Source organism: Hyphomonas adhaerens MHS-3 (assembly GCF_000685235.1).
In the GTDB taxonomy this organism is placed as follows: domain Bacteria; phylum Pseudomonadota; class Alphaproteobacteria; order Caulobacterales; family Hyphomonadaceae; genus Hyphomonas; species Hyphomonas adhaerens.
In genome coordinates this window covers 1,440,721-1,466,392 of record NZ_ARYH01000001.1, presented here as the reverse complement: position 1 = coordinate 1,466,392, position 25,672 = coordinate 1,440,721, and the positions used below count along the sequence as shown (strand labels likewise).

General features: G+C 62.8%; 28 protein-coding genes. 16 read left to right on the top strand and 12 right to left on the bottom strand.

Annotation, left to right across the window (positions count from 1 at the left end; translation table 11 throughout):
• Nucleotides 1-3 precede the first annotated feature (3 nt).
• The 3 genes from HAD_RS07275 to HAD_RS07265 all read right to left on the bottom strand — a co-directional run bounded on the left by HAD_RS07275 (nucleotide 4) and on the right by HAD_RS07265 (nucleotide 2,318).
• A complete protein-coding gene (locus HAD_RS07275) occupies nucleotides 4-330 on the bottom strand; it encodes a hypothetical protein (RefSeq protein WP_035570231.1) in 327 nt (108 codons plus the stop codon).
• Between the two features lie 70 nt (nucleotides 331-400).
• A complete protein-coding gene (locus HAD_RS07270; protein ID WP_035570229.1) occupies nucleotides 401-1,993 on the bottom strand; it encodes a lysine--tRNA ligase in 1,593 nt (530 codons plus the stop codon).
• 91 nt (nucleotides 1,994-2,084) lie between these two features.
• Nucleotides 2,085-2,318 carry a DUF805 domain-containing protein gene (locus HAD_RS07265; protein WP_206741247.1) on the bottom strand — a complete coding sequence of 78 codons (234 nt, stop codon included), beginning with the start codon at nucleotides 2,316-2,318 and terminating at the stop codon, nucleotides 2,085-2,087.
• A 174-nt stretch (nucleotides 2,319-2,492) separates the two neighbouring features.
• On the opposite strand from HAD_RS07265, the gene HAD_RS07260 reads away from it, so the two are divergent.
• Together HAD_RS07260 and HAD_RS07255 are read left to right on the top strand one after the other, a co-directional pair.
• Nucleotides 2,493-2,915 (top strand): hypothetical protein, encoded by a 423-nt coding sequence (locus HAD_RS07260; RefSeq protein ID WP_156942194.1) that lies wholly within the window; start codon nucleotides 2,493-2,495, stop codon nucleotides 2,913-2,915.
• A 2-nt stretch (nucleotides 2,916-2,917) separates the two neighbouring features.
• Entirely contained in the window at nucleotides 2,918-3,145 is a 228-nt protein-coding gene (locus HAD_RS07255) for a helix-turn-helix transcriptional regulator (protein WP_035570227.1), read from the top strand.
• On the opposite strand, the gene HAD_RS07250 is transcribed toward HAD_RS07255, so the two are convergent.
• Nucleotides 3,117-3,734: a TetR/AcrR family transcriptional regulator gene (locus tag HAD_RS07250; RefSeq protein ID WP_035570226.1), complete on the bottom strand. Its 618-nt coding sequence runs from the start codon at nucleotides 3,732-3,734 to the stop codon at nucleotides 3,117-3,119. The genes HAD_RS07255 and HAD_RS07250 overlap by 29 nt on opposite strands.
• 77 nt (nucleotides 3,735-3,811) lie before the next feature.
• Between HAD_RS07250 and HAD_RS07245 the strand changes: the two genes are divergently transcribed.
• From HAD_RS07245 to bfr, 3 genes are all read left to right on the top strand, one after another.
• Complete coding sequence (locus HAD_RS07245; RefSeq protein WP_051596004.1) at nucleotides 3,812-4,519, top strand: O-methyltransferase; 708 nt, start codon at nucleotides 3,812-3,814, stop codon at nucleotides 4,517-4,519.
• A 44-nt stretch (nucleotides 4,520-4,563) separates the two neighbouring features.
• A complete protein-coding gene (locus HAD_RS07240; protein WP_241765318.1) occupies nucleotides 4,564-4,773 on the top strand; it encodes a (2Fe-2S)-binding protein in 210 nt (69 codons plus the stop codon).
• A 164-nt stretch (nucleotides 4,774-4,937) separates the two neighbouring features.
• Nucleotides 4,938-5,426, top strand: a complete 489-nt coding sequence (bfr, locus tag HAD_RS07235) for a bacterioferritin (protein WP_035570225.1) — start codon at nucleotides 4,938-4,940, stop codon at nucleotides 5,424-5,426.
• 86 nt (nucleotides 5,427-5,512) lie between these two features.
• On the opposite strand, the gene HAD_RS07230 is transcribed toward bfr, so the two are convergent.
• Both HAD_RS07230 and HAD_RS07225 read right to left on the bottom strand, forming a co-directional pair.
• Nucleotides 5,513-6,328, bottom strand: coding sequence for a lipoprotein N-acyltransferase Lnb domain-containing protein (locus HAD_RS07230; protein WP_035570223.1), 816 nt, complete (start codon nucleotides 6,326-6,328; stop codon nucleotides 5,513-5,515).
• Nucleotides 6,329-6,333: 5 nt separating this feature from the next.
• Nucleotides 6,334-7,926 (bottom strand): FMN-binding glutamate synthase family protein, encoded by a 1,593-nt coding sequence (locus tag HAD_RS07225; RefSeq protein WP_035570222.1) that lies wholly within the window; start codon nucleotides 7,924-7,926, stop codon nucleotides 6,334-6,336.
• A 121-nt stretch (nucleotides 7,927-8,047) separates the two neighbouring features.
• On the opposite strand from HAD_RS07225, the gene HAD_RS07220 reads away from it, so the two are divergent.
• Nucleotides 8,048-8,950, top strand: a complete 903-nt coding sequence (locus HAD_RS07220) for an SIMPL domain-containing protein (RefSeq protein WP_162177479.1) — start codon at nucleotides 8,048-8,050, stop codon at nucleotides 8,948-8,950.
• Nucleotides 8,951-9,128: 178 nt separating this feature from the next.
• Nucleotides 9,129-9,557 (top strand): DUF2853 family protein, encoded by a 429-nt coding sequence (locus HAD_RS07215; protein WP_084331811.1) that lies wholly within the window; start codon nucleotides 9,129-9,131, stop codon nucleotides 9,555-9,557.
• Between the two features lie 78 nt (nucleotides 9,558-9,635).
• On the opposite strand, the gene HAD_RS07210 is transcribed toward HAD_RS07215, so the two are convergent.
• The 3 genes from HAD_RS07210 to HAD_RS07200 form a co-directional block, all read right to left on the bottom strand.
• Nucleotides 9,636-10,772 carry an acyl-CoA dehydrogenase family protein gene (locus tag HAD_RS07210; protein WP_035570220.1) on the bottom strand — a complete coding sequence of 379 codons (1,137 nt, stop codon included), beginning with the start codon at nucleotides 10,770-10,772 and terminating at the stop codon, nucleotides 9,636-9,638.
• Between the two features lie 30 nt (nucleotides 10,773-10,802).
• A complete protein-coding gene (locus tag HAD_RS07205; protein WP_035570219.1) occupies nucleotides 10,803-12,017 on the bottom strand; it encodes an acyl-CoA dehydrogenase family protein in 1,215 nt (404 codons plus the stop codon).
• Nucleotides 12,018-12,091: 74 nt separating this feature from the next.
• The gene (locus tag HAD_RS07200; RefSeq protein ID WP_084331810.1) at nucleotides 12,092-13,516 is read right to left on the bottom strand and encodes a glycosyltransferase family 2 protein; all 1,425 of its coding nucleotides are present in this window, start codon (nucleotides 13,514-13,516) and stop codon (nucleotides 12,092-12,094) included.
• 223 nt (nucleotides 13,517-13,739) lie between these two features.
• Here HAD_RS07200 and HAD_RS07195 point away from each other — a divergent pair, with 223 nt between their 5' ends.
• The 3 genes from HAD_RS07195 (at nucleotide 13,740) to HAD_RS07185 (ending at nucleotide 16,219) form a co-directional block, all read left to right on the top strand.
• Entirely contained in the window at nucleotides 13,740-15,368 is a 1,629-nt protein-coding gene (locus HAD_RS07195) for an FAD-binding domain-containing protein (RefSeq protein WP_035570218.1), read from the top strand.
• A 246-nt stretch (nucleotides 15,369-15,614) separates the two neighbouring features.
• Nucleotides 15,615-15,797 (top strand): hypothetical protein, encoded by a 183-nt coding sequence (locus HAD_RS07190; RefSeq protein WP_035570217.1) that lies wholly within the window; start codon nucleotides 15,615-15,617, stop codon nucleotides 15,795-15,797.
• Between the two features lie 110 nt (nucleotides 15,798-15,907).
• On the top strand, nucleotides 15,908-16,219 hold the full coding sequence (locus HAD_RS07185; protein ID WP_035570216.1) for a UrcA family protein: 312 nt from the start codon (nucleotides 15,908-15,910) through the stop codon (nucleotides 16,217-16,219).
• Nucleotides 16,220-16,323: 104 nt separating this feature from the next.
• On the opposite strand, the gene HAD_RS07180 is transcribed toward HAD_RS07185, so the two are convergent.
• On the bottom strand, nucleotides 16,324-16,848 hold the full coding sequence (locus HAD_RS07180) for a SixA phosphatase family protein (RefSeq protein ID WP_035570215.1): 525 nt from the start codon (nucleotides 16,846-16,848) through the stop codon (nucleotides 16,324-16,326).
• Between the two features lie 114 nt (nucleotides 16,849-16,962).
• Between HAD_RS07180 and HAD_RS07175 the strand changes: the two genes are divergently transcribed.
• The gene (locus tag HAD_RS07175; protein WP_035570214.1) at nucleotides 16,963-17,598 is read left to right on the top strand and encodes a peroxiredoxin; all 636 of its coding nucleotides are present in this window, start codon (nucleotides 16,963-16,965) and stop codon (nucleotides 17,596-17,598) included.
• Between the two features lie 54 nt (nucleotides 17,599-17,652).
• Here the strand turns inward: HAD_RS07175 and HAD_RS07170 are convergent, their stop codons facing one another.
• A complete protein-coding gene (locus HAD_RS07170) occupies nucleotides 17,653-18,537 on the bottom strand; it encodes a branched-chain amino acid aminotransferase (RefSeq protein WP_035570213.1) in 885 nt (294 codons plus the stop codon).
• Nucleotides 18,538-18,592: 55 nt separating this feature from the next.
• On the opposite strand from HAD_RS07170, the gene HAD_RS07165 reads away from it, so the two are divergent.
• From HAD_RS07165 to HAD_RS17875, 5 genes are all read left to right on the top strand, one after another.
• Nucleotides 18,593-19,057 (top strand): MarR family winged helix-turn-helix transcriptional regulator, encoded by a 465-nt coding sequence (locus tag HAD_RS07165; RefSeq protein WP_051596002.1) that lies wholly within the window; start codon nucleotides 18,593-18,595, stop codon nucleotides 19,055-19,057.
• A complete protein-coding gene (locus HAD_RS07160; protein ID WP_035570212.1) occupies nucleotides 19,057-19,737 on the top strand; it encodes a response regulator in 681 nt (226 codons plus the stop codon). Before HAD_RS07165 ends, HAD_RS07160 begins: the two co-directional genes overlap by 1 nt.
• A gap of 6 nt (nucleotides 19,738-19,743) precedes the next feature.
• Nucleotides 19,744-21,039 carry an ATP-binding protein gene (locus HAD_RS07155; RefSeq protein ID WP_035570211.1) on the top strand — a complete coding sequence of 432 codons (1,296 nt, stop codon included), beginning with the start codon at nucleotides 19,744-19,746 and terminating at the stop codon, nucleotides 21,037-21,039.
• Between the two features lie 56 nt (nucleotides 21,040-21,095).
• The gene (locus tag HAD_RS07150; protein WP_035570210.1) at nucleotides 21,096-22,646 is read left to right on the top strand and encodes a GNAT family N-acetyltransferase; all 1,551 of its coding nucleotides are present in this window, start codon (nucleotides 21,096-21,098) and stop codon (nucleotides 22,644-22,646) included.
• A gap of 68 nt (nucleotides 22,647-22,714) precedes the next feature.
• On the top strand, nucleotides 22,715-24,577 hold the full coding sequence (locus tag HAD_RS17875; protein ID WP_051596001.1) for an alpha/beta hydrolase: 1,863 nt from the start codon (nucleotides 22,715-22,717) through the stop codon (nucleotides 24,575-24,577).
• Here HAD_RS17875 and HAD_RS07140 read toward each other — a convergent pair.
• On the bottom strand, nucleotides 24,546-25,556 hold the full coding sequence (locus tag HAD_RS07140; protein ID WP_084331809.1) for an alpha/beta fold hydrolase: 1,011 nt from the start codon (nucleotides 25,554-25,556) through the stop codon (nucleotides 24,546-24,548). The genes HAD_RS17875 and HAD_RS07140 overlap by 32 nt on opposite strands.
• Nucleotides 25,557-25,672 lie beyond the last annotated feature (116 nt).

The following is a 25,672-nucleotide window of genomic DNA, read 5'->3' as shown; positions in this document are numbered from 1 at the left end:
CGGTCAGTCTGCCGGCGACACCTCGACGTCGACGATCTTGCCCTTCTTGCCCAGCTTCTTCAGCTGACGCTCAAGGTTCTTTTTCTTGATCGTTTTGCGGACGTGCTTGCCGTTCCTGTAGGTCACGTCGAGACGGACATACTCGTCCGGCCCGTCCAGCACATCGCCGGTCACCCGCACGGCCGAACCGCCAACCCAGACGACGCCCTTTCCCGCCACGCCCACGGCATCGACGGCAAAGCCGATTGGCGCAGTCACGACTTTCGAGGCAACACAGCCCGGCGCGACGGTGAAGACGGCCGCCAGCAGGACGGCCCGGATAATGCGCATGTCTCGTCTCCCCTGTTAAGGGGAGACTAGATCAGGCAAATGTTGAGAGCATCTTACGGCGCAGCAATCCTCAGCCGCGGGCCAGCGACTCGTCGATCAGGCGGGCCGTGTTGTCCTTGCCATAAAGCGCCGCGAAGCTGCCAAAGCGCGGCCCCTGCGCCTGCCCGAGCAGCACTTCGTAAAGCGCCTTGAACCATTCCCGCAAATTCTCGAAATGGTGGTCCTTGCCGATCGTGAAGGTCAGCGTCTGCAGGTTTTCCGAAGTGGGCTCATCCGAGAAGGCCTTGAGGTGGGCCGACAGGTCCGCCATCGCCGTGCGTTCCTGCTCGGTCGGGGCGCGATAGGTCTTCTCCGGCAGGATAAAGTCCGTGTAGTAGCGCATCGCATACCCGGCGAGTTCGTCCAGCAGCGGATGTGTCTCCGGGGACGCATCCTGCGCATAGCGGGTGATGAAGCCCCAGAGCTGCGACTTGTCTTCCGGGTTCGCCACGGCCACCAGGTTCAGCAACAGCGCGAAGCTGACCGGCATGTCCACTTCCGGCGGATTGCCGTTGTGGATGTGCCAGACCGGGTTCTCGATCTGCCGGGCGGGCTCCTCGTGCGGATACTTCTCCAGGAAGGTCAGGTACTCGTCCACAGCCTTCGGGATGACGTCGAAATAGAGCTTCTTCGCCACGCGCGGCTTCTGGAACTGGAACAGGCTGAGGCTCTCGTCCGGCGCATATTTCAGCCAGTCCTCGACCGAGATGCCATTGCCCTTGGTCTTGGAGATCTTCTCGCCCTTCTCGTCCAGGAACATTTCGTAGACATATTGCTCCGGCGGGCGCTTGCCGAGGATCTTCGTGATCTTCGAATAGATCGGTGCATTGGCCTGATGGTCCTTGCCGAACATTTCGAAGTCCACGCCGAGGGCGGCCCAGCGCATGCCGAAGTCCGGCTTCCACTGCATCTTCACATGCCCGCCGGTGACCGGCAGCGTGAATTCCTTGCCCGCTTCGTCGTCGAAAGTGATCGTGCCATTGGCGCCGTCGACGGATTTCATCGGCACATAGAGAACGTGGCCCGTGTCCGGATGGATCGGCAGGAACGGGCTGTAGGTCGCCTGGCGTTCCTCGCCCAGCGTCGGCAGCATCACGTCCATGATCTCCTGATACTTCTCAGCCGAGCGCTTCAGCATCTCGTCAAAGCGGCCGGACTTGTAGCATTCCGTTGCCGACAGGAATTCGTATTCGAAGCCGAACTGGTCGAGGAAGGCGCAGAGACGCGCATTCATGTGCTTGCCATAGGACTCATGCGTGCCGAACGGGTCCGGCACCGCCGTCAGCGGCATCTGCAGATAAGGCTCCAGCTTTTCCGGGTTCGGCACGGTCGGCGGCACCTTGCGCATGCCGTCCATGTCGTCGGACACGCAGATCAGGCGCGTCGGAACCTCGCCCTTCGTCAGCACTTCAAACGCATGGCGCACCATGGTCGTGCGGACCACTTCGCCGAATGTGCCGATGTGCGGCAGGCCTGAAGGGCCATAGCCCGTCTCGAAGATCACGGGATCGCCGGGCTTTCGCTTGCCTGCTTTCTCCTGCTGCTCAACACGCTGTTTGAGTTTCCGCGCCAGTTCGAACGGCCATGCCTTGGCGGATTCGGCGAGGATGGAGAAATCGGTCATTTCGGTAAGGGTCTCCCGGAGGACAAATAAAGGAAGCCGACGGTCGCGTCTTGCGAACGCCGGCTACCGGTAAAGCGATCGGCTGGCTGGCCTAGTTAAACGTATCCGGATTGCGGAGACGCTTGTGAATGGGCCAATCAGCAAAGGCCAGATACAGAAAAGCGATCAGATTGACCAGTGGTACCAGCATCAGCAGGGACCACGCCCCGTTGAAACCGGCCTTGCTCCAGATCTTCCAGTACCCGACAATGAACAACACGATTATCGCCAGATAGACGACACCGAACACAATCATCATTGTGCCGGCAGCAGCATCGTTGGACATATTTTCCTCCCTCCTTTTCAGGGCCTTCAGCCTAGGACGGATCCCCCTGTCACTCAAATCAAACAGGCCCGCGCGGGCTCCCGGCGCGTCAAATCGTGTAAGAAATATTTGACATGTCAAAAATCTTTGACCACATGATGTGTAAGATATTTTTGACATCGAAAGGGACGATGAATGTCATTCCGAGAGAAAACCGCCTGGGGCATGGGGCTTGTCCTGATCCTGGCCGGGATCTGGTATTTCAAGCGGGTGATCGGCCTCTCCGAAGCCCTGGGCGAGACAGCCGCGCCGAACATCCGGTTCGTGATCGGCTATATCGTCCTGATCGTCCTGGCTTCGATCCTCGCAAACATCCTTATCGCCAGCACCTCCGGCAAGGAAGCAGACGCCCCGGTGGATGAGCGCGAGCGTGCGATCCTGGACAAGGCGGGCCATTGGTCCGGCGTGGTGCTCGCCATCGGCGCCGTCGCAGGCCTCTGGCAATTCGGCTGGAACAATGACGGGAACATGTTGTTCCACATCGTATTTGGCGCGCTGATGGCCAGCCAGGTCGCGGAATACGCCTTCCAGATCTTCATGTTCCGCCGGGGCGTTTAACCATGGCCAAGCGCCCCCCCATTGGGAATCGTATCCGCGAGCTGCGTGAGCAACACGGCAATATGAGCCAGGCGGCGCTGGCCGAAGCGATCGGCGTCACCCGCCAGACCGTGATCGCCATCGAGCAGGGCCGCTACTCCCCTTCCCTCGAAAGCGCGTTCCGGATCTCCCGCGTGTTCGGCATAGGCGTCGAGGACGTCTTCAGCTGGCTGGAACCCCAAGATAGCTGAGCACGGCGTGGCGGATGCGGGCCTTCAACTGGTCCGGGTCCGTTTCGCCATAGTCCCCGGCGAAGTCACACATGCCGTGCACCATGCCGAACAGGTCTTTCGCCACAACATCGAGGTCGAACGGCAGGTCGATCCGGTTGGCGACGAGGAGCTCCCGGATCAGCGCCAGCACGGAGGCGTGCTTGGCCTCCAGTTCGGGATCGGTGGCCAGCCGGTGTTCTTCCACATCGATCAGGCGGGCCAGCGCTGGCCGGTCGAGCTGGTGGGCCACGACGACATCAATCAGCGCATTCAGCTGCATCCGGAAATCCTGCCCGGCAGTCGCCTCGGCCGCGGCATAGACATTGTCATGCAGCTGCATCGCGTCCGCCATGACGAGGGCCGCCGTCACCGCATCCTTGTTCGGGAAGTACTGGTAGAGCGACCCGATGGAGACACCGGCCCGCTTTGCAATGGCGTTGGTGGTGTAGCCCTCGAATCCCTCGCTTTCGAGAATGCGAGCCGCCGCTTCAAGGATGGCGTCCACCGTCGCGGTAGACCGGGCCTGTACTGGTGATTTTCTGGGCTTTGGGATCGTGGTCTGGGTCATGGCCGAATGCGAGTTTCAATATGAGCTATTACTCATATTTTAGACGGTAGGTGCTTTAGACAGGAAAGGAAAGCCCCATGCCTTTCGATTGCAGACATACCGGCCATGCCGGAAACGGCCTGAACGATGCCGACGTGGCGCACACGCTGAAACATCTGCACCAAGCCGCATCTGGCCGGGACGCGCTGGTCTTTGCCCGCGCCCTGCCCGCCATCATTGCGGGCAAGTTCACCGGACGCTCGACCTTCGAAGCGGCCGAGCCCTACCTCGCCAAGGCCTATATCCCCGTGTCGGAGGAATTCGGACGCTTCATGTACCTGACGGCGCTGTCGCGGGGGGCCCGCAACATCGTCGAGTTCGGGTCCTCCTATGGCATTTCCTCCATCTACCTGGCGGCTGCAGCGCGGGAGACCGGCGGCTTCTTTACCGGCACCGAGAAGGATCCGGACAAGGCCCGGATCGCGCTGGAGAATCTGAGCGATGCCGGCCTGTCCCGCTGGTCGGACATCCGCGAAGGCGACGCGCTGGAAAGCCTCGCCCCGCTGGAAGGCCCGGTCGACTTCCTGTTCCTGGACGGCTGGAAGGATCTCTACATTCCCGTGCTGAAACTGATCGAGCCGAAACTGGCGCCGGGCGCGGTGATCTTTGCCGACAATGTCCACTCCTTCCGCAAAACGCTGAAACCCTTTGTCGACTACATCTCGGACGTCTCGAACGGGTATGAGACGACGATCCTGGACATCGGCAGCGGCGTGTCGCTGTCGGTCTGGCGGCCGGCAAACTGAGCCGGTAAAAAAACCGTATTGACAATCATTCGCAGTGACTGCAAATGGTTCTCATGATCATTTGCGTCTGCAATGCCCTGAACTGCAAGAGCGTCCGCGCGGCCGTCGAGGCCGGTGCGGACAATCCGAAAGCTGTGCAGGCGCATCATGGCTGCCGCTTCCAGTGCGGCAAATGCCGGCCCTCGATCGGCGAACTGATCGCAGACACTGACATTGATCGCGGCCCCGCCCCGTCTCTGATGGCCGCCGAATAGGCCAAGCTTCTGGTATTGCTGGATTTTCCCGAACCGTCTGAGACTGTTTCGCACTCTCATATGCAATTGATTTAATTGGGTTTTTCTTGCGTCCGGGGCGCAATCGGCCTATCTGCTACGTATATTCACGTAAGCACTGCCCACACATTGAAGGAGCTCCCCCCATGAAAGGCGACAAGAAGGTCATCGACTACCTGAACAAGGCGCTGAAGAACGAGCTCACCGCCATCAATCAGTATTTCCTGCATGCCCGCATGCTGCAGGACTGGGGCGTCTCGAAGCTCGGCGAGAAGGAATACAAGGAATCGATCGAGGAAATGGAGCATGCCGACTGGCTGGTCCAGCGCGTCCTGTTCCTGGGCGGCCTGCCGAATCTGCAGGATCTCGGCAAGCTGCACATCGGCGAAAGCGTTCAGGAAATCCTCGAATGCGACCTGAAGCTCGAGAACGCGGCAATCCCGCTGCTGCGCGAAGCCATGGCCTATTCGGAATCCGTTCAGGACTATGTCAGCCGCGACCTGTTCGGGAAGATCCTCCATAATGAGGAAGAACATGTCGACTATATCGAGACCCAGTTCGACCTGATCGAACGCATCGGGATCGAGCGCTACACCATGCTCCAGTCCGAGGCGAACGCCTCGCCGGAAGGCTGATCCAGGCCCTCAAAAGGCAATCAAGAAGACACTCTACAGACCTTCTATGGACCTTCTAAAGAGGCGCCTTCCCGGGCGCCTCTTTTCTATTCCGCGCAGGCCACCAGCGCGGCATTGAAGGCCGCGTGGGGCCGTGAGGCATTCCTGCGCACGCAGGCATCGACCCGGGCCTTTTCGTGTACCGCGTCGAAACCGCCCTCGCCCGCGATCCGCCCCCGCAGGTGCAGCGCCCGGTCGGCGCCGCCCGTCAGGATAAAAGCCGGGTGCCAGGGAATGTCCGCCGCCTTGGCAAGCTCGTTCGTGCAGTTGGACGTCAGCGTGTTGTAGAAACGCGGGTGCTGTTCGATGGAGACCGTCTTGTCCAGCAGCGAGGTGAGATAGGCCTCCGCCTCCGCCTGGCTGAGCGCCAGCGGGTACATGTAAAGTTCCCGGTCCATCATCACCGCGCGGCGGGTCATCAGGTCCCGCGGGCTGGCCCAATAGTAAAGCAGCTCGAACTTGTTGAACGCGCCGCGAAGCGCGGAATAGGTTTCGCGCGTTTCCTTGCGGGCCTCGATCGTCAGGCCAACCAGATCCCCTTCCCCGAATTCGAACATCACGAATGTGTGCGCCATCACGGCGAGCCCGGGGTGCGGCTCCATGACGAACCAGACGCGGCGTACATCGCCGATACGGTGCGGCGGCACCGCGCTCCACACCATCTCGTCCGGGTCTTCTTCTGTATACGTCCAGTCGCCATAGGGCGCGATGGAGAAGACGCCATCCTGCAGCGTTACGTGCGGCAGGCGCGAAAGATGCGGATACCAGTCCCGGTCATGCCGCGGCTGCTTGGTGACAACGGCCAGCAGGAAAACGCCGAACGCGGCAAGCGCCGCAACAAGGATCGGAGAGATCCAGCGCACAGGCGCTAGAACCCTTCGGGTTTGAAACTGTCTGCCTGCGCCATCGCCCATTCGCTGGCGAGATGCGTCCCGGCCGCGTCTGCCAGCAGCTGTCCGCGGTGCAGCAGGTCATAGGCTTCGTCCGCAGGGCGAACGATGTCTTCAGTGACCCGGTGCATGATGTGGCGCGGTGTCAGTTCGCCGGGATGCTTGCAGCCAGCCGCGCCGACCACTTCCATCAGCGCCTTCACCGTGTTGCGGTGGAAGTTCGCGACCCGTACCGCCTTGTCCCTCACATCGAGCCCATGCTGGCGCGCCGGGTCCTGCGTCGCGATCCCGGTCGGGCAGCGATTGTTGTGGCAGTTCAGCGACTGGATACAGCCAAGCGAGAACATGAAGCCGCGCGCGGTGTTCACCCAGTCAGCGCCAAGCGCCATGGAAGACGCAATCGCAAACGCGCTGACCTGCTTTCCGGAACAGGCAAGACGCACTTCATCCTTGAGGCCCGTACCGACGAGCGCGTTCCGTGTCAGGACCAGGCCCTGGCGCAGCGGCGAGCCGACATGATCGAGGAACTCGGCCGGCGCCGCGCCGGTGCCGCCTTCGCCGCCATCGACGACCATGAAGTCCAGCAGGACGCCGGTCTTCAGCATCGCCTTGCAGAGCGCCAGAACTTCCCAGCGATTGCCGACCGCAAACTTTGCGCCCACCGGCTTGCCGCCGGACAGTTCCCGCAGCTTCGCAACGAACTCCATCATCTCGGCCGGCGTCGAGAACGCCGAATGCGCGGGCGGCGAGACACAGGTCTCCCCCACCTCGATGCCGCGGGCTTCCGCAATGGCCGCCGTCACCTTCGCGCCGGGCAGCACGCCGCCATGGCCGGGTTTTGCGCCCTGGCTCAACTTGATCTCGATCATCTTGACCTGCGGGTCTGAAGCAACGTCCTTGAAACGCTCCGGATCGAAACTGCCATCCTTGTTGCGGCAGCCGAAATAACCGGAGCCAAGTTCCCAGACGAGATCCGCGCCGCCCTTGCGGTGATAGCGCGAGACAGATCCTTCGCCCGTGTCGTGATAAAAGCCGCCCGCCTTGGCGCCCGTGGACAAAGCCTCGATGGCATGCGCCCCGAGCGAGCCGAAACTCATCGCGGAGATGTTGAAGATGCTTGCCGAATAAGGCTGCGACGTACCCGGCGCTCCAACCATGACGCGTGGATCGGTATCGTCGCAATGAACTGCGCCCATGGAATGGGCGAGCCATTCATAAGGCGGACGATCAATCTCCACATGGCTGCCGAAGGGTTCGACAGACGTCACGTCTTTCGCACGCCGGTACATCATCGAACGGTCTTCGTGATTGAAGGGTTTCCCTTCCGTCTCGCTCTCGACAATGTAGGAGCGCAGGAAGGGCCGCATCTCTTCCGCCAGCCAGCGCACACGGGACAGGAGCGGATAGTTGCGCCACAATGTATGCCGCCGCTGGAAAAGATCTGTAATTCCCAGCAATGTGACGAGACCGGCAATGATGGCAACGCTCTGCGCCACCGGACCTGTCGGCCAGAAATAAACGCCGGCCGCACAAACCAGCGCAACAATGATCAAAACCGAATAACGTGACATGAGTGTGCGGCGCCTCCCGACAAGTTCCCTGATTTCACAAGCCTAGCGGTGTCCGCCCGAGTGTGGAAGACTTCCACACAGGGGGGACGTAATGCTCCCCTTCTGCATGAAAGGATCATCCATGAAACCCGTCCTGCCCCTCGCTGCCTTGCTGCTGGCGATCGTTCCGGCCGCTGCCGCACAATCCGCTTCGCCGACAGGTGGCCGCGACTATCAGGAAGACGTGTACGTTACGCCTTACTGGACGCGCATGCCGGTCATTGAATCGATCGGTCGCGCCAACATGCAGGTTGCTCCGAACAGGGCATCCTTCTCGGTCACCTATCTGGAAACCGACAAGGATGCAGAAGATGCGATGAAACTTGCCGTGCAACGCGCAAGGCTCGCTTATGACACGGTGAAGAAGATCGCAGGCGACAAGGCGATCGTGCAATCTTCCGTATCGGTCGATCCTTATTACGAACAGTACCGCGACAAGGAAGGCAACAGGATAGAGAACGACCGGCCGGACAAGGTCGTCGGCTTTGAAGCCGAAGCGTCTTTGAGTGTCGTGATCGAAGATATGTCCATTGCAGGTGAGGCGCGCGCCGCCGTGCTTGCGCTGGGCCCGGAAACCTCAACACCGCTGCGAACCTATCTTGTGGCAACAACCGAAATGAACCGTGCGGCTTACGAGGCCGCGGTTGCTGACGGATCAGCCCGCGCAAAAGCTACAGCAGAGGCGTCAGGCGCGAAACTTGGCAAACTGCTGGCCGTGCAGGAAGGAAATGGTCCGTGCCTTGGGCGCTGGACAACGTCTGCAGGCGTAAACAGTGATTATTATGATCGCGCACGCAACATGTCTGCAGCACCTGCACCGGAGGCCGGCATGCAGAAAGAACGTGTTGTCGTCACAGCGCAGAGGATCGGCAACAAGGACGTCGAAATCACGCAGGAAGACATTGATGCGCTGAACCTTCCATCAGATCTTCCAAAGCAAACGATATCTTCCAGCGCCTGCATGATCTACGCAGTTGGTGATTGACGTAAAATCCGAATACGGATTAAATTAATTTCGCACCTTTGCGCGATTCATCATCGTCAAGGGTTGTGTCCCTGTGGAAATCGTGGCTTGGGTGTTTTGCGTTTCGTTTTGATTCGTGAACAGTGCTGCGTAATCTGAAAACACGCCCGTCCGTCGGGCCCATAGAGGAGACACTCCCATGGCAAAAGCAACCAAGAAGAAAGCGGCGGCGCCTAAAAAGGCCGCTGCTCCGAAAGTCGCAAAGCCCGCACCTGCAAAAGAGCCTTCGAAAAAAGAAGTCCTGATGGAGAAGTATGTCGCCGACCTCAAAGAGAAGGTTGGTGAAGCCCGTCCGGACATGGCCCTTCTTGAAGGCGCCGTGAAAGCTTGCGGACCCGCGATCTACAAGTCTGACTCTGCAACGGTCGCTGCGTCGTCGAAAGACGAAATGGCCCGCATCAAGAAAACCTTCATTGCGAAGAAGCTTGGCGTCACCGACGAAGCCAAGGCTGATGCAGCCCTTGCCGACGCGATTGCAAAATACGGCCGCTCGGTGCGCGCAAAGCATCGTCCGGTTGTCTACTACCTCGTTGCCAAAGCCCTGCGCAAAGGCTCTGCATTGAAGTAAGCGATCTTCCGGAAACGGAAAAAGCCGGGCCAGCTTTCGCTGCGCCCGGCTTTCTTTTGGTCGCAATGGCTGTCTGGCCTAGTAGCCGTTCAGCTTCGCATACCGGTCGCGGTGCCAGCTGGCAGAACCATACATGGCTTCCTGCGTGCGGGCGCGCTTCATGTAGAGACCGGGGTCTGCCACATCGGTCATGCCGATGCCGCCATGCATCTGGACACATTCGTTGGAAACAAGATGCACCAGTTCGCTGGCACGTGCCTTGGCGAGGCTGGCCAGTTCGGCAACATTGGTCTTGCCTTCATCGGCCGCCGACAGGGCCGCCGCGACGCAGGACCGCGTCATCTCAAGTTCGGTGAACATCTTCGCGGCGCGATGCTGCAGCGACTGGAACGAGCCGATCAGCTGGCCGAACTGTTTGCGGCTCTGCAGGTATTCCAGCGTCATCTCGAACGCGGCCTGTGAAGAGCCCAGCATTTCCGCCGCCTGGCCAATCGCGGCCCGGTCCAGCACCGGCTCCAGCACATCTGCGCCTTCATCGGCTGCACCGATCAGCGCACCTTCACCGACCATGACATCCGTGAGGGTGATGTGGGCGGCGCCATGGCTGTCTGCAGTCTTCAGTTCCTGGATCGAGACGCCCTTGGCATCTGCCGGCACGAGGAACAGCGACAGGCCGTGACGGTCGCCGGCTTCGCCAAAGGTACGGGCGACGACAATCAGCATGTCGGCATGATGCCCGTCCGGCACGAAACGCTTCTCGCCGTTCAGCGTGTAGCCTTGTCCGTTGCGCTCGGCTTCGGTGGCGACGTTCAGCGGATTGAAATGCGCGCTTTCATCCAGGGCCAGGGCGAAGGTGACATCGCCGCCGGCAATCTTCGGCAGCCATTCTGCCTGCTGTGCCGGCGTGCCGCCCAGCTGGATCGCACTGGCGCCGATCAGCGCCGTCTGCAGCAGCGGCGTTGCGGCCAGCGTGCGGCCCTGCGCTTCAAGGATCTGGCCCAGGCCAACCAGGCCGAAATGTTCGCCGCCCGGTTCTTCCGGCACGATCACGCCAAAGAAGCCCAGCTCTGCCAGTTTCTGGCGGGTCGCCGGGTCCTTGCCGTTTGCACCGCTGTCGCGCAGTGCGCGCAGGTGCGTCACCGGCAGTTCGTCACGCGCGAACGCCATGGCGGTTTCACGCAGCATTTCCTGATCTTCGGTCAGAAGGAAGGTCATGTTCTTTATCTCCTAATTTCTGCCGTCGGCTTACTGATGGTCTTTCAGGCCAAGCACGCGCTTGGAGATGACATTGAGGTTGATCTCGCTGGTGCCGCCTTCGATGGAGTTGCCTTTCGAACGCAGCCACTGGCGGGTGACTTTCCTGGCGGTCGGGTCGAAACCCTCCCCTTCCCAGCCAAGCCCTTCGCTGCCGAGTGCTTCGACCAGAAGCTCGTGGCGGTCCTGGTTCATCTTGGCGGCGCCGTATTTCAGGATGGACGCGGTATGGCTGACGGCCTGTCCGGCCTTGGCCTGTTCGGCCTGGCGGGCGACGGTCAGGCTGAACGCCTTGGCATACATCTTGTGATCGGTGATGCGGCCACGCAGGTCACCATCCAGAAGACGGCCATCGCTGTCAGTGCCGATATGCTGCTTGGCATAATCTTCCGGCCCCATGATGCCGGAGCCGCCCGTGCCGCCGAAGCCGCCGGCGGAGATGGAGGAGCGTTCGAACTGAAGCAGGCGCTTGGCGATCTGCCAGCCGCCATTCACTTCGCCGACCAACTGGTCCTTCGGCACTTTCACATCGGTGAAGAAGGTTTCGCAGAACGGGCTCTCGCCGGAGATCAGCAGGATCGGGCGGGCTTCGACGCCTTCGCTTTCCATGTCGAACAGGATGAAGCTGATGCCTTCATGCTTCACGCTTGTGTCCGTCCGCACGAGGCAGAAGATCCAGTCGGCCTTGTCGGCATAGGAGGTCCACACCTTCTGGCCGTTGATCAGATAGTGATCGCCCTTGTCTTCACAGCGCGTCTGCAGGTCAGCGAGGTCAGAGCCGGCGCCCGGCTCGGAATAGCCCTGGCACCAGCGGGTGCGGCCATGGACGATGTCCGGGATGAAGCGCATCTTCTGTTCTTCGTTGCCGAACTCCAGAAGCGCCGGGCCAAACATCCAGAGGCCGAACGAGAACAGCGGCTGGCGCGCCTTGATGCGGCTCATCTCCTGCTGCAGCACGCGGGCTTCCTGTGCGGAGAGACCGCCGCCGCCGTATTTCTTCGGCCATTGCGGCGCGGTCCAGCCTTTTTCGGCCATCCGTTCCAGCCAGATCTTCGACTCCGGATTCTTGAACTTCTCCCGCTTGCCGCCCCAGACGATCTCGTCGTCCTTCATCGGCGTGCGCATGGAGGGCGGGCAGTTTTCCTCGAGCCAGGCACGCGTTTCGGCGCGGAAGGTCTCGAGCTCGTCGACGGCAGTGTCGGCCATGGCGGTCTCCCTATCAGATATGACAGGGGAAACTCTATTCCTCCATAGCGGCCGCGCCAAGCGCTACCCCTAGGTCAGATATGCGGTGTCTTGGCCCAATAGTGCGGCGTGCGGGAGAGACTCCACAGGGCGCGCACCATGGCGAGGGTCTGCAGCGGCCAGTAGAGCGGCAGGGTCAGAATGACGAATACGCGGTGCCGGTTCCAGCGGCCGGGGGCGACGCTGGCCGACACGACGCCGGTAAAAAGCGAGAGGCACAAGGCGCTGAGCCCGAACACACCGAGGGAGAGCCCCGGCAGGCAAAGGCATGCCGCACACCAGACCGCCCAGGGGCCGTGAACCATTGCAGACAGGATCGCGGCCCCGAGCGTCATCTGGACAGACAGGAAGGCGGCAGGCGCCAGGCCCGGAATTTCGCCGTCCCCGCGCATCAGCACACACCAGGTCTGCATGTAGCCTTTCAGCCAGCGCGACCGCTGGGCACGCCAGTCCCTGCCCCGCTCCGGCGGCGCTTCCAGCGTCGGAGACCGGATTGCGCCGACCCGGTGGCCGAGCCGCGCCAGGCGCAGGCCGAGGTCTGCATCTTCGGTCACGTTCCAGGCATCCCAGCCGCCTGCGGCAACCAGCGATGTGCGGCGGAAGTGATTGCTGGTGCCGCCGAGCGCCACAGGCAGGCCGAGCCGGGCCAGTGCCGGCACGAGCAGGCTGAACTGGATCGCATATTCCTGCGCCCATTGCCGGGCGAGCCAGCCGCCCTTCGCCGGCACGCCGACCAGCGGCGCCTGAACGCAGGCCAGCTCCGTGCTGTGCGCATTGAAGGCGCGGACCGCCGATTTCAGCTGGCTCGGATGCGGCCGGTCTTCGGCATCGTAAACGACGACATAAGTGCCCCTTGCACTGTCCAGCCCGTAATTGAGGGCGCGCGGCTTGGTCTGCGGCTGGCCAGCCGGGACGATCAGCAATTCCGCACCGTTTGGCCAGGACTGGGCCCGGACGGCCGTTTGCGTGCGGACGTCCGCTTCCTCGACCAGCAGCTTCAGGTCGATCCGGTCCTGCGGATAGTCCAGCGCGGACAGGGCCTGCGCCAGCTGGGGCACGACGGCGGTCTCGTCCTTCAGCGCGACAAGTACCGTGTAGACCGGCAACAAGGGCGTCGCTGCGCCATCGTCCTGCGGGTCTTCCCGGTTCAGCCGGAGGGCAACGGCCAGCAGGAAAAGGCGGAACAGGATGATCGCCACGAAAACCGGCGGAACAAGCAGCATGATCAAAAGGCCGGGCAGTTCGGGCACAAGCAGGGCCATGACCCCGAGGAGTTTCAGCAGGCCGGTGACGGTGGCCCGCTGCCCCGGGCTGAATGTCTGGCGGGCGGAAAGGCCCGGCGCCTGACGGTCCAGCCTGTGAGCGGATTCCAGTGCGAGGCGGATGTCCGGCCGCGGACACCGCAATGGCGCGCGCGCCTGCGCACGGCCGATATCGCCGCTGAACCCCATACCACCCATGGCTGCAGGAAAGCCTGTGGATAACTCACGCGCTACAAATCACAGGTTGAATTTGTTTCGTTTCCGTAACGATTCTCCCCGCAGGAGAGAGGATTCGCCTGATAATAGGCCCCATTCCGCCCGGCAAACGATCCACAGATTTATCCACAGGCCGAAATCCCCCGCCCGGCCGGGGCCTCCGAAAACCCGCCTGAAAAACAAGGGACTTGCAAGACTTCCTCGGATGTTCTATTTTTGTTCCATGAAGAACGTCCATCTTGTCTGGTTCCGGCGCGACCTGAGGGTGCATGACCATGCAGCCCTCGCCGCGGCTGTGGCCAGCGGGGCACCGGTGCTGCCGCTCTATATCTTTGAACGGGATTCCTGGGCCCTGCCGGAGCATTCGCGCCGGCAGTTCGACTTCCTGATGGACTCCCTTACCGAGCTGGACGAAGCGCTCACGGAACGCGGCGCGCGCCTGATCGTCCGCAAGGGCGATGCGCTGGACGTTCTGGCGGACCTGCACCGCCGGCACGGCATCGAAGCGATCCATATGTATGAGGAAACCGGCCTGCCCTGGACACGGGCACGCGACCGGGCCGTCCGCCGCTGGGCCGTCCAGGCCGGGATCTCGCTGCGCGAACAGTCCCAGCCTGGCATTCTCCGCGGCCTGAAAGGCCATGATGACTGGACCAGCCGCTGGGCCGAGGCGCTGAACGCGCCCCGTATCAAGGCGCCGGAATCGATCCGGGCCGCAACACAGGCCGCAGGCCCCTGGCCCATCGCGGAAGATTTCTGTCTCGGTCCGGACGACTGCGCCGGGCGCCAGACAGGCGGACGCACCGCCGGGGTGGAATTGCTGAGAAGTTTCCTCGCCGGACGCGGCCGCCGGTACCAGCAGGATGCGGACCGGCCCGCAATCTCAGAGACCACCGGCTCGCGCCTGTCCCCGCACCTGGCCTTCGGAACCGTCTCCGTCCGCGAAGCCTGGCAGGCGGCGGCCCGCGCCCGCGCGGCTTATGTGCAGGATGGCGACACAACGTTCGCCGCGTCGCTCACGGACTTCCTTGAGCGTCTGGAGTGGCGGGCCCGCTCGATCCAGTCCTTCGAGGACCGCCCCCTGCCCCAGACCGGCAGCGGCGAGGATTTCCGCCCCGAAGCGGCAGCGGACGACCCGCGCCTCGCGGCATGGATCGATGGGCGGACCGGCTTCCCGCTGATCGATGCCTGCATGCGGGCGCTGCGCGAGACCGGCTGGCTGAATTTCCGTATGCGGGCCATGCTGATCGGGTTCGCCTCCTGTCAGCTCTGGATGGACTGGCGCCTTCCGGCCGAACGGCTGGGCGCCCTGTTCACCGATTTCGAGCCGGGCATTCACTATCCGCAGGTCATCGCCCAGGCGGGCCTGCGGGGCCGGCGCATGCCTGTCGTCCGCAACCCGGTCCGCCTGTCGCAGCAGCTTGACCCGGACGGCGTCTTCATCCGGCGCTGGGTGCCGGAACTGGCGGCCTTGCCCGACGCCTACCTCCACGCACCGTGGGACGCGCCGAAAGCCGAGCTTGCCCGGGCAGGCGTGATTTTCGGCCAGACCTATCCGATGCGCATGGTCGATCATGCCGCCGCCGCACGCGAGGCCCGCGAGCGCATCGCCCGCGTGCGCCATCCGGGACGGCCCCTACAAAAGCGGCCTGAACCAAAACAGCCTGCGCCAAAGGCGGCGCCGCGCCCATCCCGGCGGTCTGAGGCGAAGCAGGCCGACCTGCCCTTCCGGAGCCGGCGTCCAAACGGGATTCGCCGCCCCGCCAGGGGCCCGGTCCAGTTGAGCTTTGATCTCGGCCAGCCGCCATCGGTGCCGGAAAGCCAGTCTGTCTAGGACGGGAGACGTCCGCGGCCCGGGCGATTCCCGGCAAAATCCTTTCATGACCGCCAATTAATTGGCCTTGAAGGACGGTTTTGGCGTACCATATCGATATTCGAGAAGACGAAAGACCTTGAAATTCCTAGAATTTATTGTTTTTCGATAATTTGGTATTGTTTTTCGATAATAATGCTCCTATCTTGAGGATGTCGGCGGCGGGATGGTCCCGCCAAGACAAGACACCAAGAAGGACTTTCGAAAATGACCCCCCTCGCCCGTCAATATGACCACGAGATCGCCGCGCACGCCGCACCGGTGGCGAACGCCATCTTCACCGGCAGCCAGACGCTGCTGTCGCGACCGGCAAATGATGTGGCCGACCGGGGCCGCCCGAACCTTGTGGTCCGCCGCCGCCGCCGTTCCGTTCGCCGGGACCAGCACTGAGCCGCCGGGACGGCGCCGCACCAAAAGCCTTGCCCCCCTCATGGCTGGCGGCGCCGTCCACCCCCCTCGAAAAACACCTGATAAAAACTCAAAGGAAGGACTCTCTCGTCATGATCCGCACCATTCTCGCCGCCACCGCCCTCTCCATCGCTGCCATGCCGGCCCTCGCCAGCACGACCGATCAGTTCCAGATGAGCGTGAAAATCGACCGCAGCACCCTGCAGACCGCCGAAGGCGCTCAGGAGGCACTTTCGAACCTGAAGCAGGACGTTCACGAACGCTGCGTCGCCGAAAACGCCGATCGGGCATTTGGCAACAAGTTCGCCGTCAGCTTCTGTGAAAGCCGCACGATGAAAAGCGCCGTGAAGACCATCAATGAGCCGGAACTCACGGCGGCTTACAAAGCCTCGCTCTCCCGGTAAGCCGGCCACCCTCACGCGGGTGTCCTGGACTCTCCAAACAGGGACACCCGCGCCCTGCCGCCCCGTCCGGTTCGTTCCGGGCGGGGCATTTGGTTGGCGCCATGTCAGGCTGTGGCGGTGCGGTAGTCCTTGGCGCGAAGCACGTTCGACAGGCGGAACAGGACCGGCACGAAACTGCCGTCATCCTCCCGCTCGAACATGGCGACGCAGCTGGTCGGGAATTTTTCGGCCAGGCGCTGGGAGGCATAATGGTCGAGGCTGCCGCCATCGCGCAGGAGATCCAGCGCAAAATCGTGCATGCCGGGATTATGGCCGATCACCATCAGCGTGCCGGCGCCGTCATTCTGCTTCACAGCCTCCGCCAGGCCCCGCGCGCCGCAAAGATAGAGCGACTCCATCGGACGCACCTTTTCGCCCTCGAACACGCGCGCGACTTCCGAACAGGTTTCCCGCGCCCGCCGCGCCGTCGAGACCAGGATCCGCTCGGGGCTCCAGCCCAGCGTCACGATTTCCTCGGCGATCCGCGTGGCATCGCTATGCCCCTGATCGGTCAGCGCGCGGCCAAAATCATCGATCCCTTCCCCGAAGGGTTCGGTCTTGGCATGACGCATGAGGATCAGGCGCTTCATAGGCAGGTCCGGAGATTAGAAATTCTGATCGACACCTTCAGGCACCGCTCATTGGCTCAGTCTCTCTTAGGCACCATTTTCGCCCTCGAAATCAAGTCACAGGAGACGGTTTAAATGAGCTTGCTGATCGGCGACGTAGCGCCCGACTTTGAAGCGGATACGACAGAAGGCCGGATCCGGTTCCATGACTGGGCCGGCGATGACTGGGTGGTCTTTTTTTCCCACCCCGCCGACTTCACCCCCGTCTGCACCACGGAGCTCGGTTATACAGCTCGCCTGAAAGACGAATTCGCCCGCCGCGGCGCGAAAGCACTCGTCATCTCGGTCGACAGTGTCGAAGATCACAAACGCTGGATCGAGGACATCGAAGAGACCCAGAACGCCAAAGTCCAGTTCCCGATCATCGCCGACCCCGGCCGCAAGGTGGCCACGCTTTACAACATGATCCACCCGAATGCCGATCCGAAGGTGACCGTGCGGGCGGTGTATGTGATCGACCCGGACAAGAAGATCCGCGCCTCGATCATCTATCCCCCGAGCGCCGGCCGGAACTTCGATGAAGTGCTGCGCCTGATCGACAGCCTGCAGCTGACCGACGGCCACAAGGTCGCCACGCCGGTGAACTGGATCGACGGCGAAGACGTCATCGTCGTGCCGAGCCTGTCGGACGAAGAAGCGGAAAAGCTTTTCCCCAAGGGCTTCAAAACGGTGAAGCCCTATCTGCGCTTCACACCCCAACCGGACAAATAGGAAAAGGCGGCCCGCGGGCCGCCTTTTTTATGTCTTCCGGATACGGAATTGCGCCTAGAGCGCGACTTCCATCTTGCCGTTGACCAGCGCGGTATAGTCATTGACCAGCCCTTCGGAGATCTGGCCCGGCTTGTAGGTGTGCGCGCCGATTTCACAGACCGGCGTGATTTCCGCGGCAGAGCCCGTGATGAAGCATTCCGAGAAGGTCGCCAGCTCGTCCGGCATGATGGCCCGTTCAATCACTTCGATCTGGCGCTCCTTGGCCAGCTTGATCGCGGTCTGGCGGGTCAGCCCGTTGAGGAAGCAATCCGGCGTCGGCGTGTGCAACGCGCCGTCACGCACGAAGAAGATGTTCGCGCCGGTCGCCTCGGCCACCTGGCCGCGATAGTCCAGCATCAGCGCATCGGCATAGCCGTCCCGTTCGGCGGCGTGCTTGGACATGGTGCAGATCATGTAGAGGCCGGACGCCTTGGCGTGACAGGGCGCGGTGTCAGGTGCCGGACGGCGCCATTCGGCGTGCGTCATCCGGATGCCCTTCATCTTGTCCTCAAAATAATCGCCCCAGTGCCAGACGGCGACCGCCAGATGGATCGAGTTCTTCTGGGCCGACACGCCCATCATTTCCGACCCGCGCCAGGCGACGGCCCGGACATAGGCCGACTCGAGGCCGGATTTCGCCAGAGTTTCACGCTTGGCTTCTTCCACCTGTTCCACACTGAACGGAATTTCGTAGCCAAGGATCTCGGCAGACCGGTGCAGGCGATTGGAATGATCCAGCGAGCGGAAGATCTTGCCATTATAGGCGCGCTCGCCTTCGAATACCGCGCCACCATAATGGAGGGCGTGTGTCAGGATGTGTACCTTGGTATCCCGCCACGGCACGAACTCGCCGTCCATCCAGATGTAGCCATCGCGATCGTCGTATGCGGTTCCGGCCATCGTATCTCAGCGCTCCTCGCTTGCACTTCTTGGAATTTCGCGTTCATTTCACCGGATGGCCCCTGACGTCAACCTGAACCGCCCGTTTGACCCCCGCCTCTTCCTGATGGATCAGGAGCTGGATCGGGGTGTCGGTCTCTTGCTGGCCGGAGCATCCGAGCTCACCAGAGCCGCCGAAAAGGCCCGGCGCAAGGCCGGTCTGAGCAAGCCAGAGATGCAAATTCTCATGACGATCCGCTACTGGCCCGGCCAGACCGTGTCTGAACTGCGGGACTCTCTCGGCATGACTGTGCCGACATTTGCCCGCATCCTGGGCCAGCTGGATCAACGGAATTTGATCGAAAAGGAGGTCGGCAGCGCCGATGCGCGCCAGCGCAGGCTGACCCTGTCGGATTCCGGCGTGACGCTGACAACCCAGCTGGCCATCGTGCTGCGCGAACGCCTGCGCCTCGCCTATCGCAGTGCCGGGCCGGACGCCGTGGATGGCAACCGCCGCGTGCTCGCCGCCCTGGTGCGCTGATGTCCGATGCCGCCCATATCCTTGTCGTCGATGACGACGACCGTATCCGCGACCTGCTGAAACGGTTCCTCAGCCGCGAAGGCTACCGGGTCACTGCCGCACCGGATGCCGAAGGGGCCCGCCGCCTGATGGGCACGATGGAATTCGATATGGCGATCCTGGACGTGATGATGCCCGGCGAGGATGGCCTGTCCCTGCTGTCCGGCATCCGCCAGGGCGTGTCACGGGAAACCCCGGTGCTGCTGCTGACCGCGCGGGGCGAAGCCGGCGACCGGATCGAAGGGCTGAAACGCGGCGCCGACGACTATCTCGCCAAACCGTTTGAACCGGAGGAACTCTCCCTGCGCTGCGCGGCCATCCTGCGGCGCTCCCACAAGGAAGAGCCGCCGGAAGAAGTGGAAATGTCCGGCCTCGTCTTCAACGCGGCCCGCGGCGAGCTGAAATCCGGCGACGAGCGCGTCCGCCTGACAGATGCCGAACTGCAATTGCTGACCGCCCTTGCCGTCCGGGCGGGCGAGCCGGTCAGCCGCGAGGAACTGGCCCGGATCACCTCCGCCGGGATGGAACGGTCGGTCGATGTGCAGGTCACGCGCCTGCGCCGCAAGATCGAGCCGAACCCGAAAGAACCGATCCATATCCAGACCGTGCGCGGTGTCGGCTACCGCCTGATGCCGGACTGACGCGCCATGTTCCGCCTGCGAGATATCACCCCCCGCGGCCTTTATGCCCGCAGCCTGCTGATGGTGGTGCTGCCGGTCGTCCTGATCCTGACTTTGACGACCTGGTACTATTACGACAGCCACATCGCCGAGGTGAACCGCAAGCTGGGCCAGTCCATCGCACGGGATGTCAGCGTCGTGCAGGATTATTGCGAGCGGCGGTCCGTGTCGCCAATCTCACGCGACATCATCGCCAGCCGGCTGGACCTGACCTTCAGCTGCGACGCCCCGGATGCCGCACCGGAAGCAGAAGGCTTTCTGGAGGCGTTCTCCTATCGCAACGTCCTGCGGGAAGAATTGCGCATCCGGCTCGGCGTGCCCGTCGTGGTTGGCCTCAGCCCGAACGACTCCCTCATCCACATCCGCTTTCCTGCGTCCAGCCAGACGGTGGAAGTGCTGGTCGAACGCAAGCGCGCGGTGACGATTACTTCGCACTTCTTCATCGTCTGGGTCATCATATTCAGCCTCCTGATGATTGCCCTGGCGGTCGCGTTCCTGAACCAGCAGGTGCGCTCCATCCTCCGCCTCTCCAAGGCCGCCCGCGCCTTTGGCCGGGGCCGTGACGTGCCGGACTTCCGGCCTTCCGGCGCAAACGAAGTGCGCGAAGCGGCCCGCGCAGTCATCGACATGAAGAACCGGCTGACCGCCTTTGCAGAGCAGCGCACCGCCATGCTGGCAGGGGTCAGCCATGATTTGCGGACGCCACTGACCCGGCTGAAACTCGCCCTCGCCATGATGGACGAGACCGACGAGATCCGCGCCATGAAGGCCGACCTCGATGATATGGGCATGATGCTGGAAGGCTATCTCGCCTTCGCGAAGGGCGAGGAAAGCGACGAACCGGCCGAATTCGATTTCGCCGGACTGGTGCGGGAGGCCGCCGCCGGGTTCGCCGAGACCATTTCCGTGACCGGACCGGACACAATCCGGATCAAGGGCCGCCGCCTCGCCATCAAGCGGGCGCTGACCAACCTCCTCTCAAATGCCGTGAAATTCGGCGACACGGTCCAGATCACACTGGTGGACGGGCCGCATGCCGCCGAGGTTCACATCGACGATGATGGCCCCGGCATTCCGAAAGACCAGCATGAGGACGCCTTCCGCCCCTTCTCCCGGCTGGACGAAGCGCGCACCCAGAATACGTCCGGCATCGGCCTCGGCCTGACGCTGGCCCGCGACACGGCCCGCGCCCATGGCGGAGACCTGCGACTGTCCGAGAGTGCGCTTGGCGGCTTGCGCGCCAGCCTCCGCCTGCCACATTGATAGTCTCTCAATCTGTATGTGGCAGACCATACGGAAACCCGATCAGGTAGACCTCCATGTCAGACAAACCCGCCAAGCTTATCGTCCGCAATGCCAAGGTCCGCGACATTCCCGGCATCATGGAGATGTCCGAACGCGTCTATGGCCCCGGCATGGGATATGCCCGAAGCGAACTGATCGGCCAGTTGAACCGCTTCCCGGAAGGCCAGTTCGTTGCCGAGTATGAAGGGGTCATCGTCGGCTATTGCGCCACTTTCATGATCTCCAGCGACGTCGCGCTGAAGCCGCACACCTGGAACGAGATCACCGGCGTGGGCTTTGCCGCCCGCCACGATCCTGACGGCGACATGCTGTATGGCATGGATGTGATGGTGCATCCGGACTACCGGCGCCTGCGCATCGGCGAGCGCTTCTACCGGATACGGAGGGAACTCTGCCAGTGGCTGGAACTGAAGGGCATCGTGTTCGGCGGGCGCATGCCCGGCTATGCCCGGCACGCAAAGGAATTCCCCAACCCGCAGGACTATGTTGACGCCGTCGTCGACCAGAAGCTCAAGGATCCTGTCATCAATTTCCAGCTGCGCCAGGGCTTCAAGCCCATCGGGGTCATGAAAAACTATCTGCTGGGCGATCCCAAATCGAAGGATTGCGCCACCCACATGCTGTGGGAAAACCCGCTGGAGCAGGAAAAGATCAAGGCGAAGCCCGGCCTCGGCGATACGTCCCTGCCGGAACGGGTGCGCATCGCCACCGTCCAGTTCCAGATGCGCAAGATCAACTCCATCGACGAGTTCGAGCAGCAGATCGAATATTTCACCGACATCGCCTCCGACTACAAATCCGACTTTGTCGTCTTCCCGGAACTGTTCACGCTTCAGCTCCTGTCACTGGAGCACCGGCCGCTCGGCCCGATCGAGTCGATCGAGAAGATCAGCGAATACACGCCGCGCTACATCGAGTTCATGGAGAAGCTCGCCGTCTCCTACAACGTCAACATCATCGGCGGGACGCATCCCAGCATGATGGAGAATGGCGACATCCTGAACATCAGCTACGTCTTCCTGCGCGACGGCTCGGTCCACACCCAGCAGAAGCTGCACCCGACGCCGTCAGAGCGGATGTGGTGGAACATCAAGGGCGGCGAAGGCGCGCTCGCCATCCAGACCGATTGCGGTCCGATCGGCGTGATGATCTGCTACGACTCCGAATTCCCGGAACTCGCCCGTCACCTCGTGGACCAGGGCGCGCTGATGCTGTTCGTCCCCTTCTGCACCGACGAGCGGCGCGGATACATGCGCGTGCGCTATTGCTGCCAGGCCCGGGCGGTGGAGAACCAGTGCTATGTCACCCTCTCCGGCGTGGTCGGCAACCTGCCGAATGTGGAGAACATGGACATCCACTATGCGGAAAGCTGCATCCTGACCCCGTCCGACTTCCCCTTCGCCCGCGATGGCGTCGCGGCCGATACGGCGCCGAATACCGAGACCATCGCGCTGGCCGACCTGTCCCTGTCAGACCTGCTGACCGCCCGCCAGTCCGGCGCCGTGCAGAACCTGAAAGACCGCCGGTTCGACCTTTACTCCGTGAAGTGGAAGAAGCGCCGCTGAGCCTGCGGCCAGTTGCAGGCGGCGCGTGTGCTACCTAGTATCGGGGGCATTCGCGAGGAGGACACCGCTTGAACCGTATTCGCGCCGCCGCCATGGCCATGCTGCTGGGACTGCTGGCCGCCTGCGCCACCCCGCCCCGGGACGCGCCTGGCCCGCCTCCGCCGCCGCGCGACCTGCTGGTCGAGCTGGGCGACGCCGAAGCCGCCGGCGACCGGGATGCGATGCTCTCCCTTGCCGCCGAGCTGATGGCGGAACCCTCGACCGACATGGCGCTGCAGCAGGATCTCGCAGACCTGATGGCCCGTGAGGGCGACACGGCAGGCGCCCTCGCCGCGTACCAGCAGCTGGCCAATGCCGAAGCCGCCGCGCCGGAACCGGACTGGGCCCGCCTCATCAATCTTGAAGCGCGGATGGCCGAGATCGCCGCCGATGCGGGTGACATGGCCACCGCCACAGACCATACCGGACGGGCCGTCGGCCTCGTTGCAGACCATCTCGGCATCGACCATCCCCGCATGGCGCCCCTGCTGGCCTTCGCCAAGACGAATGGGCTGGATATGCCGGCCATCGCCATGGCGGGCGGCTTTGCGACCCTCGAAGAGATGGAACTGGCGCTCGCCGACAGTATCGAGCGCAGCCGCGACACCGGCGCCGCGATGCCTGCCGGACGCCGCGTGGCGCCGCGCGTGTTCGGTGAGGAACCGGACTTCGATCTCGTCAAAGTCTTCTACGGCACAGACCGCGCGCCGGACCCGGGCCAGGTTCTGATTGTCGACGGCAAGCCGGTGCTGGACGCCCGCACCTACTACGCGGCTGAGCGGGGCCAGCTGGAAACCGGGACGGTGATTGTCTCGGTGCCGCGCAACCGGGCCCTTGGCGAGATCCCGAAGCCCAGCGTGTTGCGCTTCGATGTCCGGCCCGATCCGGCCCGGCATGTCATTGTCGGCGACATGAAGATCCATCCGGACATGGAAGAATTTGTCCGCGAGGTAAAAATCGAACTGGCCAAGTCACAGCGCCGCGAGATCTTCGTGCTGATCCATGGCTACAACACGAAATTCGACGCAGGCATCGAGCGCACGGCGCAGCTGTCCACAGACCTCGAAATTGATGGCGCGGCGGTCTTCTATTCCTGGCCCTCGGCTGGCAGCCTGTTCGGCTACAAGGCGGACCGCTCGCAGATCACGCCCGAGGCGGCGCAGGACCTTGAAGACTTCCTGCTGGTCCTGGCCGACCGGACGGGCGCGGACCGGATCAGCGTTGTCGCCCATTCCATGGGGAACGAATTTCTGACCCTTGCGCTGGAACAGATGGCGCGCGACCGGCCCGGCGAAAAACTGTTCGACGAAGTCATCTTCGCCTCCCCCGATGTCGATGCCGACGAGTTCATCGAACGCGTTTCGGAGATCGACAGCCTCGCAGACGATTTCACCCTCTACGCCAGTTCGAAGGACCGCGCGCTGCAGGCGTCCCGGCGGTTCAACGGTACGGGCCGGCGCGCGGGGGATTCGGCAGAGCCGGTTCTGCTGCCGGTGCTGAACACGATCGACACGTCGGCCGTGTCCGATGGCGGGCTGGGGCATTCCGATATCTTCGGCGGCGCCTTCACCGATTTCCAGGCGATCCTCTGGCTCAGCCTGGAACCCGACCAGCGCTGCCTGCTCGGCCGGCGCGAGGAAGGCAATGCGGTGGCCTGGGTCCTCGGCGCGCCGCGCACGGAATTCTGCGGCCAGAAGGCCTTCTCCACAGCCATGACCACGATGCGGCGCGTCGGCGTGGAAGAGTCCGCGATGGTCCTGTCCGAACAGGCCGCCGAAGCGGAATCGGTCGGGTCGCCCGACGCGCCGCTCTGGCAGTCGGCCCTCCGGATCGTTCAGTGGCTGGGCACCGCCGGACGCTTCATGCCTGAGACGGCGACGGCACCTCAGTAACCGACCGGTGCGGATCGGAATGGTTCCATTCCGCCAGCATGGTGCGCAGCGCCGCGATGAAGGCGATCGGCTGGTCCAGCATGACGTGGTGATCCGCATGCGGAATGGAAATGAACGGCACCTGGTAGCCCAGCAATTTGCGCATGTATTCGCGCACATCGTCCGGCATCAGTGAACTGTTCTCGCCGCGGATGATGGCCACCCGGCAGCGCGCCGCCTGCAGCATTTCACCGGGGTCCTTGCCAGGGTCGAAATGTGTCCAGATCATCGGATCGAACTTCCATGTCCAGCCGCCCTCGTCCGCCTTCTTCAGGCTCCAGCGGGCAATATAATCCACCGCATAGAGGTTCTCGCAAAGCTGCGGCGGGGCCAGACGGAACCGGCTGAGCGCAGAGGCAAGATCCGGATAGACCCGGTTCGGGCGGCCCTTGCGGTCAGGCCCCCGGTGCGGACGCTCCGGCGGGTTCACCGGACTGTCGACGATCACCATGCCGTCGAACCGGTCGCCATATTTCGCGCCGGTCACCAGCGTGACAAAGCCGCCGAAGGAGTGCGCCACGATGATCGGCTTGGTCGGCCCGTCGAACAGGCCGGCCGCCTCGGCCACGGCAACCTCCTCCTCCGCGAAGGTCGCCATGTTGTAGCTGTCGCGGTTATCGCTGTCGCCCATGCCGGCAAAGGTGATCGCCGCGACATTGTACTCTTCGGCAAAGTAAGGCGCGATGAAATCCCACCAATGGGCATGGGCGCCGTTGCCATGGACCAGAAGCAGGCCGGGCGCCCCGCGCTTGCCCCAGCGCTGATAGGTGACGTTCGCGCCCTTAACCTCCACCGAGGCTGTTTCATACGGTGTGGCGACCGCCTTGCGGAACCATTCCGGCGCTGGCGGCACGGCGCCCTTGAACTCTGCCAGCGGCCCGCCTTCCGACGGAATCTCCGGTGGCTGGTCCCGGACGATGCCCTTGTTCTCCCCGCTCATTCATTTCTTCCTCTTTTTCTGAAGTCTGGGATGCAGCCAGCCATCTGGCAAGCCCGGTCCTTGGGGGAGGTCCGGCACGGCTTTTGCCCCTTTTGTCCCGAAAAGGGACACCCCGA